Genomic DNA, 19758 nt, shown 5'->3' on the forward strand with positions numbered 1-19758 from the left:
AATGTTTTTTCACGAATTCGAAAGGAGATGTTTCATAGTGTCTATAACTGAACCCTTATTAGAAGCTGATGATATTCAAGGAAATATCCTTGCAGGATTCAATAAAGATCACCAACAATTCATATTTTTTGAGATTGAAAAACCTGATTTGGTTAAAGATTGGCTCCGTTACATTGAACCCAAAATTTCCACGTTGAGAGAAGTTGTTTCATTTAATCGCTTATATCAAACTATGTGGGCTCGCCAAGGAAATGAGCCTAAGGGATTAATAGCCACATGGATGAATTTGGCATTTTCATATTCGGGACTTCAAAAAATTCTACCAAAGGAAAAATTATTGGATTTCGGGCAGGAAAGTGCATACGTAAAGGGATTACAAAAACGTTCGGGAGATTTGGGAGATCCAACTGATCCTACAGCAGAAGGCCATCCGAATAAATGGGTTTTGGGGGGGAGTGCTAATAATCCTGACATATGCTTAATTATAGCAAGTGATAGTCACAATCAACTTGAGGCAATGATTTCAACAATAAAATTAAGCATTGATAAAGTTCCTGGTTTTGGTAAATCCTCTGGTTTAAAAATGGTTTTTGAACAAGCATGTAAGACACGTTTTGATTTACCAGGTCACGAGCATTTTGGTTTTAAAGATGGTGTATCCCAACCAGGAGTGCGTGGAAAAATTTCTGTTGCATTAGATGATTACTTAACAAAACGATTTATTGATTCATCTGATCCTCGATCACAAATTGAAGCTAGTCCAGGACAAAAGCTTATCTGGCCAGGAGAGTTTGTATTTGGTTACCCGAAACAGAAAGATGATGATCCAATAACTCCTGATCAAATAAAAGATAGTGATCTTCCTAGTGTATATTCTGTACCTGTTTGGGCGAAGAATGGTTCGTTTTTGGTAGTTCGACGTTTACGCCAAGATGTAAAAGGTTTCTGGGAGTTTTTAATTAACGAAGGGCCTAAAGTGGGTATTTCCGATCCTTTTATGTTTGGCGCAAAATTAGTAGGACGTTGGCCAAGTGGAGCACCAATAATGAGATCACCTACTCAAGATAACAAAGAATTAGCTAAGGCTGAGTTAGCGAATAACAATTTCAATTTTCAAAACGATTCATCAACAGCTAAAATCCGTTCTGATATTGATTTTAAAGATGAAATTGATCAAGCTAAAGCAGATGAATTTGGGGAAGTTTGTCCGGTCTCCGCACATATTCGAAAAGTTTATCCACGAGATGTCGATACAGATAGGCCAGCAAGTGCAAATTTAACCCGTAGAATCATTCGCCGAGGTATACCATATGGCGAACCGTTAAATATAAATTTAGCTCTTCCACCATATGAGGATTCTCAAAACGGTGATAGGGGACTTATGTTTCTTTCCTATCAAACCTCTATAGAGGAACAGTTTGAATTTATTAGTAATAAATGGGCGAATTCAAAAAAACTGCCTAGAGAAGGGGGAGAAGATCCAATCATTGGTCAAAATAATGATCCTAGTCAAAATAATCCTCGTACACGCACATTTGATTTAAATGGTTGCCCAATTAACCTTATGAATGATTTTGTCATTCCAACGGGGGGCGAATATTATTTTCAACCACCAATATCTGCTATTAAGTCCATATCTCTGTGATTTGAATTTTAAGATCATGTTTAGTCAGACTGGTTCGCTTCAGATTTAAACCAGTCTGGATGAGGATTCAAAAAGTGAGTGCTGTCAAATTATGAAAGAAATATTCATTTGCAGTACATATCCTTGCCAAGTCTCATTTGTAATGGTTCAGGTCATATGATGCCCTAACTTTAAAGGTTTTCCAATAGAAGAACAGTCTCATAAAATGAGCAGAAGCATCTGAAAAACCACAATATAAATGGTTTTATAGATGCTTTTTTATTCATTGGAGATTCCTGATCTACATTTTGATTTAAGAGACTTATTCGATTGGTCACGATTTCAAAAAAATATTGGAGACGGGCATAGTTTTTAGTTTATTGAAAATAAGGAAGACCTTACTTAGTGCATTATTTTTTTGTGAATTAATTTGCAAAATTGGTTCGCAGTACTTTTTCGGAAGACGGGGGCTCGGTAATTCTCACTGTTTTTTGAATACGGGTATCTCTGAATATTAGCTTGAATTGGAATAAATAATGAACGCTAATTATGTAAAACATAACTTACAGGAAGAACAGTAAATTCTTGAAGGGAGATGTATGTAGTGGCGCATATTGAAATGTGGGTTAATGAAATTTGGCAAGCTGATATGAAGCAAAATGGTTTGCAACCCTTGATTAAAGGAGTAAGTGATAATGAAAAAAATGCAAGTGATGGATTTGTTATCGTTGATAGGGATCCTTACCCTAACGAATCATCAACTCCTAGTAAAGAACGGCAAGTTCACGTACTCACTGAAGTTTATATTCCGAATATAAAGATGAAGTCCTATGAATTGTTCAGAAAACTGCATGATAATTATAATTGGCGTAGACATCAGGATGACTTGCCTACAACAGAAGAAGCTAATGAAATAAACAATTTCTTGCAATTTGCAATAACAACTGAACCGATGAAAATCGCAAGGATATATGCAGAAAAAAAGGGTTTTTTATCAAATAATAGTTCTAACGTAGAATGGATAGAAAAATTGAAGTCTATGTGGTTCGAGCAATATAAATACGATGATACGAGTACATCTGCTTTTGAGCATGTCTTTATTGGAGAGGAAGGAGACTCACCTGGTAAACTTGATGGACATCACTTCTGGTATCATTATTATATTAATGATGGTCCTTTTGAAATTACTGCTCTTGAAGACACGATTTATTTCTTGAAATATGTGGAGGTTAATCGATTAGAGAAAAGCAATAAAGCTGAATTTATTACTATTCAATACAACTATACAAAAAAGGATAATCAGGGTGAGGAAAGACTTCTAAAACTAAAAGGTGGTTTTTTTGTCGGACTTAGTGCTGAAGGCTTACTAGCAATCGGTACTGTTGCTTTCTTAAATGGTAAAGAGAAAATATTAGTAGAGGTTAATGGAGAAGAGTTTGACTTAATTGTTTGGAGAACACAGGATGAGGAAAAACATCCCAGAACATTTTTTCCGAAATTCAGGTCTGCTGTACCCGTTTAAAATAAATTACCATAAAAAAATACTAACATTCATTACACAAAATCAGATGAAAAGGGCGTATGTGAAGTAGTAATAACATATGAGGAGGCTTATGTATGAAGACTGCATCTTCAGCCCCCAATTTTAATTATGGATATCCCACCCCGGGTCCCCAAAATCCTACGGGTCCCCAGGTTATGGATCATGTTTTTTTCCTCTCTCAAGAGGAGTGGAAGCGGGCGCGTGAGGAAGAGAGGTTCAATTTCATCATTATTGGAAGTGGTTTTTGTGCTCTTGGTTTTGCAGATCGTGTATTGCAAAATGATCCTCACGCTCGAATCCTGATCATTGAACGTGGACCTTTTTTCTTGCCAGAGCATTTTCAAAACTTGCCACTCCCATTTCAGCAAACATTAGGTGGGTTGTCTGAAACGTTTCCATGGACTCTTTCAGCATCCACAATCAACCAGCAGTATATTAAGTGGCAGCACGGGATGGTTCCCTTTTTTGGTGGTCGATCGACACTTTGGAGTGCTTGGTGCCCACGTCCAACACGTGATGAGATGAGACATTGGCCTGAGGAGGTTATCAACACAGCTCAAGAATATTTTGAGCAGGCAGAATACCTGCTTAACGTGATTCCGGCTAATGAAATCGATAAAGATTGCACGGCGCTTCCGGTAGGATATCGTCCAATATTTGGTGTTTTGCAGGAACAACTCACCAAACGCCTCGAAAAGAATTTGAACAAAATTGGATCGGCCACAAGGGTTATTCCCGCCCCATTGGCTGTTGGGTCGTCAACCGTGCAAGGTATAGATTTCAATAAGTTTTCTACGCCGGCACCCCTTCTATCATTGCTAATGAAGCAGAGACAGTTAGAGCAACAAGAAAAAGGGGGCTCTTTGAAAATTGCAACTGATTGCATAGTAAGCCGTGTTGTGCAGCAGGAAGGCAAAGCTACTGCGTTGGAAACAAGCCGCGGGATTGTTAACGTGGGTGATGCAAAAGTAATCCTTGCAATGGGTACGCTTCCTCCCACAACCTTGATATTGAATTCTTTTCCACAGGTAACCAATGCGGGAAGCCGATTTACGGCACATTTCATTAGTTCTATTGTGGCTCGTATCCCGCGTAACGACTATGAGTTCAACTCTGAACTGGAAGAGTTGGAGTTAGCTGCCATTTATTTAGCGGGAGAGAATGAACATACTCAGGGCCAGTATCACATTCAAATCACAGCTCTGTCGGATCGCGATCCACTAGCCAATGCCGCTACTGCTGCACGTCATATGCCAGATGTAGTAGCTACCGCATCGATGCAGCAGCTGCTATCGTCCAAAGACTATGTTGTGTTTGTCTGCGCTGTGCTAGGTGAGCTTGATTATAATAATCCAAGAAATAGAGTTCGAAAAACGGAAGGGAATGACCTCACTAGTAATGTGCTCCTGCAGGTAGAGGAAAACGAAAAGGATCTTGCCGTATGGGACACCATGGAGGAGGGAACTTTTGAAGCCTTAGAACGCGTTCTCTCACCCCAAGGTCCAGGCAGAGTAGAATATTGGCATGGAGATGCTAATGGATCAGGCACATGGCAAGCCATTAGGCCAGATCCCTCAGAAATAAGAGTGCCAGGCATGGTACACGAAGGATCTACCCTATACATTGGTTCCGATGAGGATGCAGTTGTAGGACTGGATTATCGACCTAAGGGCGTAGAAAATGTGTACGTTACTGGTGCATCTCTTTGGCCTGTTAGTGGTTCTTGGAATCCAACTTTGACCATGGTAGGTTTAGCACAGCATTTGGCCGATACTTTGAGTAGACAGTCCAAGTCTGAAATACCCCCTTTAAAGGAATGGTCACTTGAGTCAACCAAAACTAGTTCGGTAATGAGCTGACTTTGATGTCATTATGGCGTTATGATGAAGAATGTATGTAGTTATCTGTTTAAAATGGTATATAAGTTATCGATTACATGAGAACTCGTTATTTTCAGCGAGTTCGGAACTGTAAGATATTTTGTGTAAACATTTCACAGTGTGGACATGAACCTCTGAATTTTGTTTTGTAATTTGACCTTGAAAGGCTGTAGTCTTTCAAGGTTTTTTCTTTGTTCACCTTGTCGAGAAGAAGCAAATCGTCAAGGAAGTCAATTCTGCCCTATCCTACACCGAATGAATGAGCAATATCACCGCGCAAAAGAGTGACGATTAGGAAGCATTCTGCATTCCAAAGTATTGCTTGCTAGACTGATGAATTGCCGGATGCGAATCCATTAGACATGTACTGGACAATTGTGCAACTGGTAGCAAGGCGGAATGTCATCGTCGAACATGCCAGTGGCTTGAAGAATCAGATGCACCAACAATTAAGCTATCACTATCCGTCTTACAAGAAAGTTCTTCTGTGACATGCAGAGACCTTAGCTAAAGAAAAACGTCCGAATATCCATGTCAAGCAAGAAATGCGTGATGTATTGAAGGGATTTTATCCTTCCAAATAATTAAATCGATACAGCAAGGGACTATTTCCTATGGGAGATAGTCCTTATTTTACCTTAAGATGATGATGATATTTTTATCATCTGAGCTTTACCAAGGGAATCATTTTTTCAAACGTAATACGTGTTGTCTGACTTCTTTCGTTGTGATTTATATTGTTCTGTCATTTCGGCATGTTGTTTTTTTTGTTCGCTGTGATTCCAGTTTTTAATGCTTGTTATTGCTCTATGATTTCTGAATAGTAGCCATCTGGATCAAGTTGTTTTTTCATCTCATTCTTTCCCCAAGACTCTCCATCGAACCAAGCCATTTGGAGTTGAAAAGCAACTTCATCTGCAAGTACTTCGGTTGGAAGCTCCATGATTAATGCTTCAGCGACCCTATCTCCAACACCACACAGTATCATTGTTGAGTATGATTGAATAGTACAATCCGGAGTTCCTCCTTTTTGAATGTTGTTTTATCACACGAAAATCTCGGTTAAAAGACGAAATTCAGTATGAAAGCTGACTTTACCTGAATAAAGTGTTAAGTTCATTTCTAAGGTGAAGCCTATTCAGTATTATTTATATTCGGATATTTTATTATGTAATGAATATAAAAAATCTTATTGTCAATAAATATAGATATAAGCTAAAGGGAGGAACGATGATGCCCCTGAAATCAGATTGTTTTAAAATGTATGATTTTGCTTCAGTAACACCTATGGGTATTCGGTATCAGCAGCTTTATTATACTTGTTCCAAAGCGATACGAGAGCGTTGGTTTGAGATAGCCCAAAGAGACGGGGGATGGAATATCCGCATTCAATATACCCCAACTGACTTGAGTGTTATTTATCTAGAAGCGGATTCCGAAGAACTTGAAGAATGCAGAATTGTTGTAAGAGAGTCATTGCAAGGTCTTAACTTGGATGAGTATGTACAGAGTGTCCAACTAATGAAACTAGCTAAGCAGATCATAAAAAATAACGATTAGAGTCCTATTTTTTGCAGGGCAAGCACTTGGTAACCATAGATATGCATTTACACAAGGAGCGATGTACCAGTGTATTTAGATCAACTTGAACGGTTTATTAAGGAGGGGAACTATAAAAATCTAAAACGAAGGGAAAAGAAGTTGGCATTATTACGTAATAGTGTGATGAATCATCAAGAAAGTCTAGGTCTGAAACGCATGGTATGGTTAGAGCAGAGAGTTGTGGGAACGTTTTGCTTGTTACATACCTATGAGGAAGACAAGAGAAATCTGTTCGATTTTTTAAATAGTTATGGTTTACTTTCTCTGGTTTTAAACATTGAATGGGACAAACTTATGCCCGAGGAACAAAAGAAGCTTGAACAGCTTTCAATTCCAAAACAGTCTTATTTACGTTTTTCGCCCAAAAAATCGTTATGGATCGATGCTGACGAGTTAAGGGGCTTCGAGACACACGTTAAACAGCTAGACATTATACAGCAGATCGAGGAGTGGAAAAGAATCCGTCTCTTTTATGACCAGGAATTACGACGGTGGGATGCTCTGCGGAAAAGCACGGTACGAGAAATGAAAGAGGAAATTCAAAGAGTAGAGCTTCCTTCTGGAAGTTTGAATGTAGTGATCCCAAGTCCGCAGCTTAAAATCATCGATGCACTGGGTCAATTAAGTGAGGATTCTTTAGTTTGTGCTGGGCGTATTAATTATGAGTTAGTGATGGAATATGCTGCAAAAGGTTTCTTTAAAAAATCTGAGATCAATCGGTTTCGTCAGTTAAAAAATATAACGAGTAGATATATACTGACCAACCTGGAGAAAGACGGATGGATGCATGAATTTTTTCTTAAAAAGCAACTTCGATTATCACGATTTAGTCAGGAAAGTTTATGGAAGTCATAGACGATTCATGACTTGCGCATATTTATGAATGATAGGGTATATTCTGTTTTAGATGCTTCAAATTACGTTAAAATACCATATAAACCTAAATTGAAACAATATCATCTCGGTGCATAGAGCGGTTTCAAGACCGTTTCTATACATGTCAGAAAGCACTGAAAGAACATTGGTACGAGAGTGCCTTCATTTTGGGTTGGATGATACCTGTCTTTCAATATAAAGAACAAGAAGACATACTGATTCTACAATTCAACTCTACTATTGAGCATCATATTTTATGTTATCGTATTGGTAACAATTGCAAAAGGTACGACGAAGACAAAGGCAAAGAAAAGATCGTATAAATTCGTAATCTGGCGAATTCCCTGGACAAATTTATACAAAAAGGATTATAAACCTAATTACACTGTGATATGATGAGGAAAATATACACAACTAGAGGGCACATAACATTAATGTTGTGTGCCTTTTTTTGAGAAAGGAGCACGTGAGGAAATGGCTATTCATCCAACTCATTTTAATCGTTTAAAGGATGGAAGAGGGCAAGGCCGTGGGGAGAACTATATTCCCTTTATAAAAGCTAATGATAATAAAGTAGCATCAGAGGGATGGTTGACCCGTACTTTAGGATGGCACTCCAATCGTATCCACCATACCCTCTCTAAATATGAATATCAATATTTGCTTGTTCAGGAATGGTCAGATCAGGTTGTAGACATCAGAGAGCAATATCCCCTAACACCAATCGAAGTTACTCAAGAAATTGCAGCAAAGCTGAATATAAAACACCCTCAATATGAAGGTAAGGATATCGTTATGTCCACTGATTTTATGTTAACCACGATGAGTAGTGATGGAGAACTACAGGAACATCCGCGGACCATCAAACCAACCCATAAATTAAGTAAACGAACCTTAGAGCTATTTGAGATTGAGCGTCAATATTATAAAGAAATGAATTTACAGTGGAGAGTTGTTTTTGATGTTGGAAGACCTGTTTCGTTCATTCAAAATATTGATTGGTTGTACGATGCGAAACGCCTTGATGCTAGGCCAGGCTTAGATGAGGAAATGGTGAGCATGTTAGCAGAACCTATACTGCTAAAACTTCAAACACTTGGTAAAGACTTATCTATCAGCAAAAAATGTCTTAACTGCGATAATCAATTGGGCATAGAGCCAGGAACATCAATGTTCATGGTAAAACATATGCTAGCCAACAAGCATTGGATCACATCAATGATGGAACCAATACGTGAAAGTGCCCCTCTGCATATTGAAAGCTCAGTTTAATTACAAAGGTGGTGCAACCATGATTTATCTCAATTCTGTCGTTGCTTTTCGAAAACATAGTTCGGACGATGAAGAAGTAATGTCCTTTGAAAGAGTCCTCTGGATTGCTCCTGATCAATCGTACGTTGTTTTGATAAATATTGATAATAAACGAAAAATACATTTACCATATTGTAGAGATTATAAAGAACTGCTCAATCTGTTAGAGGTAGAGGCTGCCAGCTTATATTTTTATGAGCCGGATCTAAAAATCTTACACCCTACAGATGACTATCTAAATAAATATGGAGCAGAGAGAGAGAAGAAATTTGCATTAATTAAGTCTATCGCAAGTAAAGAGCCAGAAATTTATTTTAGCGTATCACGCGGGCCATTAATTAGAGAAGAATCTGAACGAACAGGAACACCCCCAAAAACAATATATCATCTCTTAAAAAGATATTGGTTCTATGGAAAATCAATTAATGGTTTACTTCATGATTATCGTGACGTAGGTGTTGCTTCGGATAAGAGAAAGATAAGTAAAAAGACAGGACCCAAACCAAAAGGAAACCATAATTATGTAATTACGGACAAGGATAAAGAAAGATTTAAGGCTGCGATAAAGAAATACCATGTAAGGTTAAAAATGAATATCATTGCTACCCATAAGCATATGTGTGAAGAGCATTACAACGAAGGATTCTACCGAAAACACAATGTTATGGTGCCCATTGTAATTATGGATAATTGTCCGTCACTTAGGCAATTTAGATATTGGTATGAAAAGGAGTATAACAAAAAGAGACGTCTGGCTGCAAAACTAGGGGATCGCAAAGCGGAGATGAAAGCGAGAGCGTTGCTAGGGTCACCCGTTGAAGCCATTCATAGCCCAGGTGCACTTTATGAGATTGATGCTACGCCAGCGGATGTACTTCTACTTTCATCTGATTATAAAACCGTAATTGGCAGACCTCATGTGTATTTTGTCAAAGATGTAATGAGCCGTCTAATTGCAGGAGCTCATATTTCTAAAACGAATGCTTGGTCCGAAGCAATGGTCGCACTCGAGAATGCATCTACTGACAAAGTAGAATTTTGCGATCAATACGGAATCACAATCAATGAAGAAGACTGGCCGTGTAAGCATCTTCCGCAGATGGTAGTCGGTGATCGAGGGGAAATGAAGAGCAAAAACTCCAACAACTTAGTAAGTTTAAATGTGCGTGTGGGGAACCCTCCTTCTTATCGGGCAGATTTAAAGCCATACATTGAGCAACAATTTCGTTCTTTTTGTGGGCGTGTGAAGGAATTAATTCCTGGAGCAGTCCATAAGCAGCACCGTGAAAGAGGAGACCTTGATCCTTCAAAGAACAGCGTGTATACATTCGAGGCTTTTATGAAGATTGTTATTTTATTTGTTCTGGAATACAACCGTAAGGCACTCAGTGATGATTATCTTGTAACTTCTGAAATGGCAAGGGAAAATGTCGAGTTAACACCACTTTCCATGTGGAATTGGGGGGCAAAGCGAAGCCTGCTTCAGGAAAAACCTCGCGAAATGATCCGGTATATACTTCTGCCTAAAGTAAAAGGGACGGTTACACGTCGGGGTATTATGGCCAATAAATTGAATTATGCTTGTGAACTCGGTGTAAAAGAAGGTTGGTTTGAAGATGAGTTGATAGAGGGTAACCATGAAATTGAGGTTAGCTACGATCCCCGTAACTGCAGCAGCATTTTTATCAGACTCAAAAATGGATCTATTATTCCATGCAGTCTCACGACTAAGTTCAAAGAATATGAAGGGTTACATGTGGATGATGTGAGAGCCCTCCTAAATTTCAAAAAGAAACAATTGAAAGCGGCAAAAAATGAGCGATATCAGATTGAATCGGAATTGGATGCTGTTGCAAAATATATGACTAAAGTTGAAAGAAGTGCAATGGAAGAACGTCGACAAGGGGAACCTAAGTCCACTAGATATAAGAATAAACGGATCAAGAGGAAACTTGAGTCTCGTCTCCATGGAAGCTCCATCTCATGGGCAGCGAAGCGGAAAACTGAAGAAAATCCAATCGAATTTACAGAATCTCGATTAATGTCACCGGAGACGTCTTCTCATACTCCTCCTATAAATAAGATGCAGCTTTTTCTTTTGAGTAAAAATAAAGAGAGGCGGTCTATAAATGAACAGTAAATCAGATCGTTTTATGTATCTTAAGGGGAGACAGATCGAGGCAAAGTACCATCCACAAATAATTGAATCCTATCAAAACAACCCCTTTATTGAAGCTATCCCACCTAGACTGACTCAAGATCAACTTTACCAACTCTTATATTCAATGCCTCGATTTACAGGGGATCTTTCTCAACTGAACGATGAAGAACGTGTGGAACTTGTCCAACAAATCAAGCCCACCTACTGGCAACCTTTAGTGTCCCACTTCGAGAGATATAGAAATCTATACACCATGATTAAGATTGGTTACCAGTCGAGAAATCCAATTAGCCCCATGTATCAAAGGCAGCTTTCTATTGGTTTAGATCATATATTGTCCGCAGGCACCAATGAAGATGGAGAGAATTTAGCTGGCAATATTCAGACAGCTCAGCAAATGGCTGATATAGGTCTAAGTGGGATGGGGAAATCCAAATCTTACGAGAGAGTGTTGAGTCTAATTCCCCAGGTTATTCACCATACCAAGTATAAATCCGACTATCTGGCTTGTAAGCAAGTCGTTTGGCTTCATATTGAATGTCCAAGTAATAAATCGGTAGGGGCACTTTGTCGTAATTTCTATTTTGCTGTGGATAAACTGCTAGGAACCTCCTATTATGATGACTTAGCTGAAAAGGATGGACGTGCAGAAGTTCTGGCTAAACGGATGTCGAAAGTAGCGGGACAAATCAATTTAGGTGTACTTGTTATTGATGAGATACAGCGCATACATCGAGGTCACTCAGGTGGAGAAGAAAAGATGATTGATTTCATCACGGAACTGACCAATTCAATTGGGATTCCGATCGTTATGATTGGAACGTTTAAAGCACTATACCTATTTAAGAGTTCACTAGCTAACACCCGACGAGGCATACCTGATGGTTATGCTGAGAACATTACTGACCGAATGAAAGACGGCCTGGAGTGGGAGCTCTTTTTGCAAGGACTATGGGATTTACAGTATACCAAAACATTTACTCCTCTAACACCTGAGCTGAAAGCCGCGATGTATTACCACACACTTGGTATTCCTGATTTCGCTGTAAAACTATTTATGCATGTGCAATGCCATACGATTCTGTACGGGGATACAGAAAAAATCACGATGGATGTGCTTGAAATGGTTGCAAACAAAACGTTTAGACTTGTACAACCCATTTTTGAGCGCATACGACGCGGCGATGAAATAGATCCAGCTGAGTATGAAGATTTAAAGCCCGATTGGATCGCTTTTAAAAAATATATTATGGATGCTCAGCATCGAATAACAATTGATGGCCAACTTTCTGAGGAACATAAGCTCATATTAATTCAGCATAATCGGAAGGTCTTGATCGAACAATTGTGCACATTTGCAATGAAGATGGGTGCTACGACTGAAAAAGCCACATTTTTTGCGGAACAAATTGAATTAGAAAACCGAAATATGCAAGTGGATGTAGAGTTACTATACTCACTGATTGCTCAAAAGGTTCTCGACAGTAAAAAATCAGAACCAGAGGAGGATTCAAAGTCGTCAATTAACCAAAAGAAAGCAATAAGAACGAAGTCTAAAACCAAAGATATATTGAGACCTGATGATATGCGTTCCATTTGTTCCGAGGCCAATAAACAAGGTATTTCTTCAGATGAAGCTATTAAGCGTGCTGGACTTGTTGCCGCGTTTGATGAATTTATATGAGAGGAGGAGGGGGGATGGGAAAAATTATATATTTTCCACCCACGTACCCGGATGAGGATTTCCGGAGTATTGTTCACCGGTATTACTTGAGATCTACAAAAACATATGCACTTAGTAAAATAGAGCTTTTGGGGAACTCCGTACCAGAGCGGATCATCTATCCCCAAAATCTTGCTCGTATGTCATTAGATTTAGGTGTTACAGAAGACTTCGTGGATCATATCATTGAGAATCATAGTTTTTTTCCAATCATAAGACCATTCCTTACAAAAGAAAAGCAAGCAAATACTCAAGAAGGTATGAGAGTTAACTCATCGAGAAATCAATTGAACTCTCGTTCGCTGTATTCTTTTATTAGCACAGAAGGTAGATACTGCCCTGATTGCATGTTTGAAGATTACAATCAATATCGTGTGGTATATCTTCATCGTTTGCATCAGTTCTCATTTTTGAGTCAGTGTTTGATACATGGGTGCGACCTGATTTCTAAATGTAATACATGTGGATCATCACTAATCAAAAAAAATGGAAAGGAAATGTTACATGATCTCTATTGTCCTTCCTGTAATCAGGATGTTATTGAGAATAGAGTCTTAAACAAGAGACAGGCAGACCAAGCATTATTGAATGATATTAATACATTGCTGAATGAAAAGGGATTAGATATAGAGTCACTCCATTTAAAACTAATGATCAGTATCGGTGCACGGGGATTCATTCATTTTCGTGGAGATTTTATATATAAAAAAAAATTAATGCTTGAATTTATTGAGTTCTACGGTGAAAGGTATTTGCTTGAACTAGGAATACTTACGGAGGAGTTGCTGAGTGAAAAAAATATAACACGATTATTTGATAAAAGATATATGGGGAGCTTTATAATTGTATACATTCTTATGATGAGATTTTTATCAGGCTCCGTAAAATCATTTTTAAATAGTCAAGAAAGTTATTCGATAAAAATCCCGTTTGGGGTCGGTCCTTGGCCATGTCTTAACCCAATTTGTACGCACTATAATGAGCTTGTGATTACCAATATTAGACGAAAAGCCCATGAGTGGGTTACAGGCAGATTTACTTGTTCGCATTGCGGTCTTATCTATACTCGCAAAACAAAGCCAAATGAAGAAGAGAACTCTGGTTATTCCGTTGAAACTTGGGGTTTTTTGTTCATACAGAAGGTAATAGAATACTTTGAAATGGGGATGACTCTAGAACAGATTGGTGAAAAATTGTATTCTAACCGAACCACTGTTCGGAAATATTTAAGACCATATATGGGTCGACGTAGAAAACATAAATACCCTAGAGAGATTGAAGAAGAAAAGGTATTGGAAATCGGTTTTTTCGAAGCAGCAGTTGCTGCAGAAGATAAAGTAACAACTTGTAAGGAAACTATCTTGGAGGCGATCAAGATATTAGGGAACGATGCCACCAGGCCTAAAATTCGAAAGTATAACATGCATAGATATGATTGGCTCATGAAGAGAGAAAGAGAATGGATGGAGCAACATCTCCCGCCTAGGAAACCAATATCAACATCCATTAATTGGGAAACAAAAGATGATGAGATGTATCAAGAATTGAAACAAGCTATTACAAAAGTCTATAGTGAAAATCCACGTGAGCGAATATCTGGAATGGTTATCTTCCGAGAGCTCTCAAAAGCTAAGTATAAGCTGTACTATGCTTACCGATCTATTCTCCCACGTAGTAGGGGGCTTCTCGAATCGAAGATCGAGACAGAGGATGCGTATGCACTACGTACAGTTAGTCGAGTCATTGAATGGTTTAAACAATCTCGATATAAAAATCCTAGTCTTAAATTAGTTCAGAATAGGTTTCCTCTGTATAAAAAATGTTCGAAAGAAGTACAAGACTGGGTTATTAAAGAAATAGAACGCTAGACTAGATAGTTTGCAGAAAGGAAACAAAGACATGATCAACTTCCCAACTCCATTACCAGATGAAGTATTGTATAGTGTTTTTGCAAGGTACCATGTTAATTCTGGTAATGAAAGCAGTAGAAAGACATTGAGGGACTTGTTTTCTACATCTAATGATTCTGCTGTAACTGCGTATTCCGGTCATCTATATGCTTTACACACGCGAATACCAGGGAAGGCTATCCCTATTTCATACTTATTGGAGCACCACACGCTCATTCCTTATTATCGTCCTTTTATTCTCGAAAATCGATATAACCGTATACTTCAAAGTTTAGTACACACGAACTGCCAATCTATCTATATGTGGATGGGCCTGCCTGCAAGCGGAGTGGAAAGCCCACTTTTTCTTAGATACTGTAATCAATGTGTGTCGATCGATCGTTTGAAGTTTGGGATAGCTTACTGGCATCGTTCTCATCAACTAACCGGTGCCTTCGTGTGTTCGGAACATCAGTGCTATCTTTTGGAATCCCCCATTCTCTATGCACAAAAAGGGAAGAAACACGAGTTTATACCTCTTGAATCTATACTTCAAGATATTGTTCCGCTTGCCCTCCAAGGTAGTGACAAGGAAATCACTATAGCTCAGAAAGCAGTTGATCTCCTAAAAAACAATTATGGCTCACTTGATATGGAAGCAACCAGAAAATACTACCTCTACAGGCTTCAATATATGGGATTCCTAACTGCTGCAGGCAACATCAAATTTAGAGACCTTGTTCCTCAGTTCAATTCCTTCTATAGCACGACTATGCTTGAAGACTTAGGTTGTAAATTGAATAAAGGTAGTCAGGATACTTGGCTTCACAAAATGTTAAGGAAGCCTCGCCACTCAACTCACCCTCTAAGACATCTTTTAGTGCAGTATTTTCTAAATGTGGATATGAAGGACCTGGAGGGAAAGAACCAATATATTAAGGCAAATGCGTTTGGCCAAGGGCCTTGGCCATGTTTAAACAAAGCAGCAACCCACTTTAGGAATAAAGTAATTACATCTGTCATTGTGAGCAGATGTTCAACAACTGCCAAACCTGTTGGAACATTTCAGTGTAGCTGCGGTTTTATCTATTCACGGAGAGGTCCAGATCAGACTGAAACGGACATGTATCGAATCGGAAGAATTAAGCAGTTAGGTGCCGAATGGATGGACAAGTTGAATGAATTGTCCTCAAATCCAGCCTTGAGCTTGCGTGAAAAAGCAAGAAGGTTGGGAGTTGATCCAGGAACGGTCAAAAAGTACTCAAATTGTTCAGAGTTAGGTCAAGCGACTTCTTATCCAAATACAAAGCATCAATGTGCTCGACGTAAACCTATACGTAAAAGAATAAATCGTGATGATTATAAAGTTCCTTATAAGCGTGTAGATTGGGGAAAAAGAGATGAGCAATTGCTACAGGCCATTGAAAGAACAGTTACTTTATTGAAAACAACGCATACCAAACGTATATCACGTTCTGAAATAACAAGAAAGCTTCATTGTACGACGATGATCTACACTAAACGTCAAAAATTACCTCAAAGTCGTGCTAAGCTGGAACAAGTAGTTGAAACTACAGAACAGTATCATGAACGAATGCGAATTATGAGAGAAATAAAATGAGTATGTAATGATTAATTAAAAGGTTACTTGTTGTTGGAATCCGTTTGTTCCTTTAAACTAACTAATATAAATGGGAAACGAGGTGTCATGTGATATTCGAAATTACGGATCAAATGCAAGAACAAATACGAGAGTGGGATTCGTGCAAACCGATTGATGTATCGGGAGCGAAATTTTCTTATACGTTTATTCCTACAGGGATTGGTCTGGTCATTGAAGTGAAATGTGATGTTTGCAAGAGGAAGTTGTCATTCTCTGACTTTTAATTTAAGCTTGTTTATGCTGAAAATAATAACTTTTATATCATTGATCCAAAAGGGGGAGTGACTGTTGATTAGGTTTGTCATGATCAATAAGAAGAATAAACGATTTGATTTTTATAGCTATACAAATGAGATTATGAATAATTTAAAGAATGAGTTAGAGTCCAATGGATTGGAGTTTTATTTAAATAAGGAAACTATTCGTAAAGCTACCTTTGAATATAAACAAAAAGAATTCTTAATTAACTTTACTGTTGTAGCTACTTCAGAAACAATCCAACTTAAAGTAGATATTACTCTACCTACTAAAGATACTTCAAATCTTGAGCTACATGATGTAAAGATAAAGATTAAAGATCTAATGATTGGAGAATGGGAACAATGTGTATGGTTAGAAGACAGCCAGTCTGAACTTTTTGCAGAAGAGTTGTATAAGAAAGTACATAGTGTAGAAAATTCTCTAAGGAGACTGATCAACAGCATAATGTTTTTTAAGCTTGGAGGGGACTGGTGGGATAGATATATGCCCTATGATTTGATCAATAAGTATAACCAAAGAAGTGATCAATATAGACGTCGCACTCCTAGTTTTGACAATATACATACTAATTTGATGTCTATTGATACAGGCGATTTAATTCGAATCCTGAATTATAAAACATATAAGTTGAAGAGGAATAGCATTTTTCGCGAACCTGATGAAATGAATCTGTTTGAGGGTTTTGCTGAGCCACTAAATGCTTTAACTAGAGACGAAAAAGAGAAGCTTTTCCTTTTCCAAGGCATAATGAATAGTATCTTCTTTAACACTAAATCAATCGAGAAGTTACACCCTAATCTATTAGAAAAATTAGAAGAACAAATGGAAGTGGATAAAGATTTTTGGGAAGATTACTTCCTTCCTTGGTTTTCCTGTGACTCCAGAAAATTTAGTGGCCTTTGGTCTGAGTTTACTACAGATCGAAATCATGTTGCTCATAATAAACTGATAGATTTAAAATTGAGGAATAAGTTCAATAAAGGCATGAGTGAACTCCAAAAATTGATTACAGAAGCCGAAAAGAAATTTGAAAAATATACGGAGACGGAAGTTGCAAGTTACTTGGAAGAAACAAGGTTTGAGGCTGAAGTAATACAAAGACAACAAACTGATGATTGGAAAGATTATATCGAAGAAGCAACTGGTATTCGTATTCTCGAGGAGAGTAACATTATTGAAGAATTCCAAGAAAACTTGACTGCCAGTTTTGATAACTTAAAAGATATGTTTTATTATCGCTCGGATTTAGAATTTTTATATAATGAACCTACTCTTAATGAAGAGTCCATTATATTTACAATTGAGCACAATGTAACAAGAGATGATATACAAGTGATTGTCTTACCCGATATCGATTCTTCTGCAGGAGCTACAAGTACAGTAACATTGCGAGTAATAACAATTGATAAAGAGGAAATGTTTGATCTCTATTATACGAATGGAGAGGCAGAGTATAACGATGAGCAAACAAATTATATGCCTTTAGTTCAAGATCATTGGGAGGTCACCTCTGGACTATCTAAAATGGAGAAGTTCATATCCTCTGTGATTTCTTCTGATTTCCCCGAAATCACAGAGGATGAGATAGCTAATGTACCTTGTCGTCATTGTGAATCCTATACTATTTATTTCAGTGATGAAGAGTCGGACGTAGAGAGTCCGTCAAGATATAAGACCGGAGAATGCCTTAATTGTGGAAGAGTAAATACATTAGGGTTTTGTATGAGATGCGATAAAACTCTAAATCAAGAAGAGGACGGACTTTGTGATGGTTGTGAAGCTTACATTGATGCGCAATGAAGTGGTGAAATAAAAAAACTTACTTGTGCTAAAATAGGCTACCAGCTATTATGTCACGCAACATGAGCTAAAAGTTGTACAACCGGATTTAAATTGAAAATTTCAACATATTCAAAAAGGGAACCTGAGACATTAAGTTGGGCTCCCTTTTTTGAATTTTGAAAAAACATTGTATGCCTTATTGAGTATAAAAGTGAAGATTCATAGAGAGATTTAAGTATCGAAATGAACATCCCAGAAAGCTGTAGAACATTTCTTTCTTAGTGGGATAACAATAATGAAAATTATTTATCAACTACGTAGTGAATGAGAAGAGAAATAAGTACATTAGCAAGATCGATTTTTAATTTTCAATATACTTTATAGTTCGTATTATATGAGAATTTTTGTGAATAAAGTAGGATTTTCTTGCATGGTGTCGAATTTTTACAGTAAACATGTAAACATATAGTTCGTTGTACATAGAGGTATAGTGAGGTGCCTATGGATAAGATTGTTGAGTTAATTGAATCAGGGTATGAGTGCGAATTCCTGGACTTTAAAGAGAGACAATACCATAAAGACAAAAGTATGGATTTACTCATGGATATAATGGCAATGGCCAATTCTCGGCATAATGGAGATAAATTCATTATTATTGGAATCAAGGATCGACCAGAAGGCAAGGAGATAAAAGGAATTGATCCAAAAGAATTTATAGACTCATCTAATTATGGGCAGTTGGTCTTAAATAATATCGAACCCGAAATACAGTTTGATTATTTCAAATACGAATATAAGGGTTTAGTGTTAGGTATTTTTAAAATTCACGAAACAGACAATAAGCCATATATGATGAGAAAGAATTTCAGCGGATTGAAAGAGGGACTTTGCTTAATCCGTAAAGGAAGTATGAATACAATAGCTAAACGAAGTGACTTTGACTATATGTATTTAAACAAAGGACAATTTGAAATAAGATTTCTTGAACAGACACTACACGCCGTACACGATACAGAAGGTTGTGCTTCTATAGAAGTTGTATTAACAAATACAACAGAATTGCCTATTACGATAATTGGTGGCACCTTATATGTCCGCAATGATCAAGGAAAAGAATTTTCAAGGCATCACGTATATGGATTTGATAAATTTATAGGTGCAGATTTCAAATTAGTGTTAACACCAAAAACCGAAAAAGTTGGACACTTAATGGTTGGCTTTGAATCATCAGACCCATTCAGACTAAATATTGATGAACATGGAATATGTGCTGAGGAATACGTATTTGAGCTTCTGTTAGTGGATGCACGAGAGAAAAAATATTCTGCAAATATCAAAAATGCGAGAATTTTTGCAATCGGCGACTTTCTTTGGAAGGTAAAACGGCAGAAGGGGATCCCACATAAGTTTCGGACGCATTGATGAAGAAAAAACCATTTAGTT

Annotated in this window: 13 protein-coding genes; 12 read left to right on the forward strand and 1 reads right to left on the reverse strand. The window is 37.7% G+C overall.

What is annotated here, in order from left to right; genetic code table 11:
- Positions 1 to 37: 37 nt before the first annotated feature.
- From NLX74_RS24625 to NLX74_RS24635, 3 genes are all read left to right on the forward strand, one after another.
- Complete coding sequence (locus NLX74_RS24625) at positions 38 to 1645, forward strand: Dyp-type peroxidase (protein ID WP_254330824.1); 1608 nt, start codon at positions 38 to 40, stop codon at positions 1643 to 1645.
- Between the two features lie 583 nt (positions 1646 to 2228).
- Positions 2229 to 3146 (forward strand): hypothetical protein, encoded by a 918-nt coding sequence (locus NLX74_RS24630; protein WP_254330826.1) that lies wholly within the window; start codon positions 2229 to 2231, stop codon positions 3144 to 3146.
- A gap of 95 nt (positions 3147 to 3241) precedes the next feature.
- On the forward strand, positions 3242 to 5026 hold the full coding sequence (locus NLX74_RS24635; protein ID WP_254330831.1) for a GMC oxidoreductase: 1785 nt from the start codon (positions 3242 to 3244) through the stop codon (positions 5024 to 5026).
- A gap of 820 nt (positions 5027 to 5846) precedes the next feature.
- On the opposite strand, the gene NLX74_RS24640 is transcribed toward NLX74_RS24635, so the two are convergent.
- Entirely contained in the window at positions 5847 to 5990 is a 144-nt protein-coding gene (locus tag NLX74_RS24640; RefSeq protein WP_176715723.1) for a hypothetical protein, read from the reverse strand.
- Between the two features lie 290 nt (positions 5991 to 6280).
- On the opposite strand from NLX74_RS24640, the gene NLX74_RS24645 reads away from it, so the two are divergent.
- The 9 genes from NLX74_RS24645 (at position 6281) to NLX74_RS24685 (ending at position 19737) form a co-directional block, all read left to right on the forward strand.
- Complete coding sequence (locus tag NLX74_RS24645; protein ID WP_254330832.1) at positions 6281 to 6607, forward strand: hypothetical protein; 327 nt, start codon at positions 6281 to 6283, stop codon at positions 6605 to 6607.
- Between the two features lie 69 nt (positions 6608 to 6676).
- Positions 6677 to 7504, forward strand: coding sequence for a hypothetical protein (locus NLX74_RS24650; RefSeq protein WP_254330834.1), 828 nt, complete (start codon positions 6677 to 6679; stop codon positions 7502 to 7504).
- A 495-nt stretch (positions 7505 to 7999) separates the two neighbouring features.
- Positions 8000 to 8797 (forward strand): heteromeric transposase endonuclease subunit TnsA, encoded by a 798-nt coding sequence (locus NLX74_RS24655; RefSeq protein WP_039276256.1) that lies wholly within the window; start codon positions 8000 to 8002, stop codon positions 8795 to 8797.
- A gap of 19 nt (positions 8798 to 8816) precedes the next feature.
- Complete coding sequence (locus tag NLX74_RS24660) at positions 8817 to 10976, forward strand: transposase (protein WP_254330836.1); 2160 nt, start codon at positions 8817 to 8819, stop codon at positions 10974 to 10976.
- The gene (locus tag NLX74_RS24665; protein WP_254330838.1) at positions 10966 to 12681 is read left to right on the forward strand and encodes an ATP-binding protein; all 1716 of its coding nucleotides are present in this window, start codon (positions 10966 to 10968) and stop codon (positions 12679 to 12681) included. Before NLX74_RS24660 ends, NLX74_RS24665 begins: the two co-directional genes overlap by 11 nt.
- Positions 12682 to 12695: 14 nt before the next feature.
- Positions 12696 to 14588, forward strand: a complete 1893-nt coding sequence (locus NLX74_RS24670) for a TnsD family Tn7-like transposition protein (RefSeq protein WP_254330840.1) — start codon at positions 12696 to 12698, stop codon at positions 14586 to 14588.
- A 31-nt stretch (positions 14589 to 14619) separates the two neighbouring features.
- Positions 14620 to 16230, forward strand: a complete 1611-nt coding sequence (locus NLX74_RS24675) for a TnsD family Tn7-like transposition protein (RefSeq protein WP_254330841.1) — start codon at positions 14620 to 14622, stop codon at positions 16228 to 16230.
- 330 nt (positions 16231 to 16560) lie between these two features.
- Entirely contained in the window at positions 16561 to 18333 is a 1773-nt protein-coding gene (locus NLX74_RS24680) for a hypothetical protein (RefSeq protein ID WP_254330843.1), read from the forward strand.
- A gap of 483 nt (positions 18334 to 18816) precedes the next feature.
- Positions 18817 to 19737 carry an AlbA family DNA-binding domain-containing protein gene (locus NLX74_RS24685; RefSeq protein WP_254330845.1) on the forward strand — a complete coding sequence of 307 codons (921 nt, stop codon included), beginning with the start codon at positions 18817 to 18819 and terminating at the stop codon, positions 19735 to 19737.
- Positions 19738 to 19758 lie beyond the last annotated feature (21 nt).

It is taken from the genome of Paenibacillus sp. MZ03-122A (assembly GCF_024213325.1).
In the GTDB taxonomy this organism is placed as follows: domain Bacteria; phylum Bacillota; class Bacilli; order Paenibacillales; family Paenibacillaceae; genus Paenibacillus; species Paenibacillus polymyxa_B.

What these genes read in the sequence shown, in the direction of transcription:
- NLX74_RS24635 (WP_254330831.1), top strand. Translation starts at nt 3,242, where the DNA reads ATGAAGACTGCATCTTCAGCCCCCAATTTTAATTATGGATATCCCACC.
- NLX74_RS24640 (WP_176715723.1), bottom strand. Translation starts at nt 5,990, where the DNA reads ATGGAGCTTCCAACCGAAGTACTTGCAGATGAAGTTGCTTTTCAACTC.
- NLX74_RS24645 (WP_254330832.1), top strand. Translation starts at nt 6,281, where the DNA reads ATGCCCCTGAAATCAGATTGTTTTAAAATGTATGATTTTGCTTCAGTA.
- NLX74_RS24655 (WP_039276256.1), top strand. Translation starts at nt 8,000, where the DNA reads ATGGCTATTCATCCAACTCATTTTAATCGTTTAAAGGATGGAAGAGGG.
- NLX74_RS24660 (WP_254330836.1), top strand. Translation starts at nt 8,817, where the DNA reads ATGATTTATCTCAATTCTGTCGTTGCTTTTCGAAAACATAGTTCGGAC.
- NLX74_RS24665 (WP_254330838.1), top strand. Translation starts at nt 10,966, where the DNA reads ATGAACAGTAAATCAGATCGTTTTATGTATCTTAAGGGGAGACAGATC.
- NLX74_RS24670 (WP_254330840.1), top strand. Translation starts at nt 12,696, where the DNA reads ATGGGAAAAATTATATATTTTCCACCCACGTACCCGGATGAGGATTTC.
- NLX74_RS24675 (WP_254330841.1), top strand. Translation starts at nt 14,620, where the DNA reads ATGATCAACTTCCCAACTCCATTACCAGATGAAGTATTGTATAGTGTT.
- NLX74_RS24685 (WP_254330845.1), top strand. Translation starts at nt 18,817, where the DNA reads ATGGATAAGATTGTTGAGTTAATTGAATCAGGGTATGAGTGCGAATTC.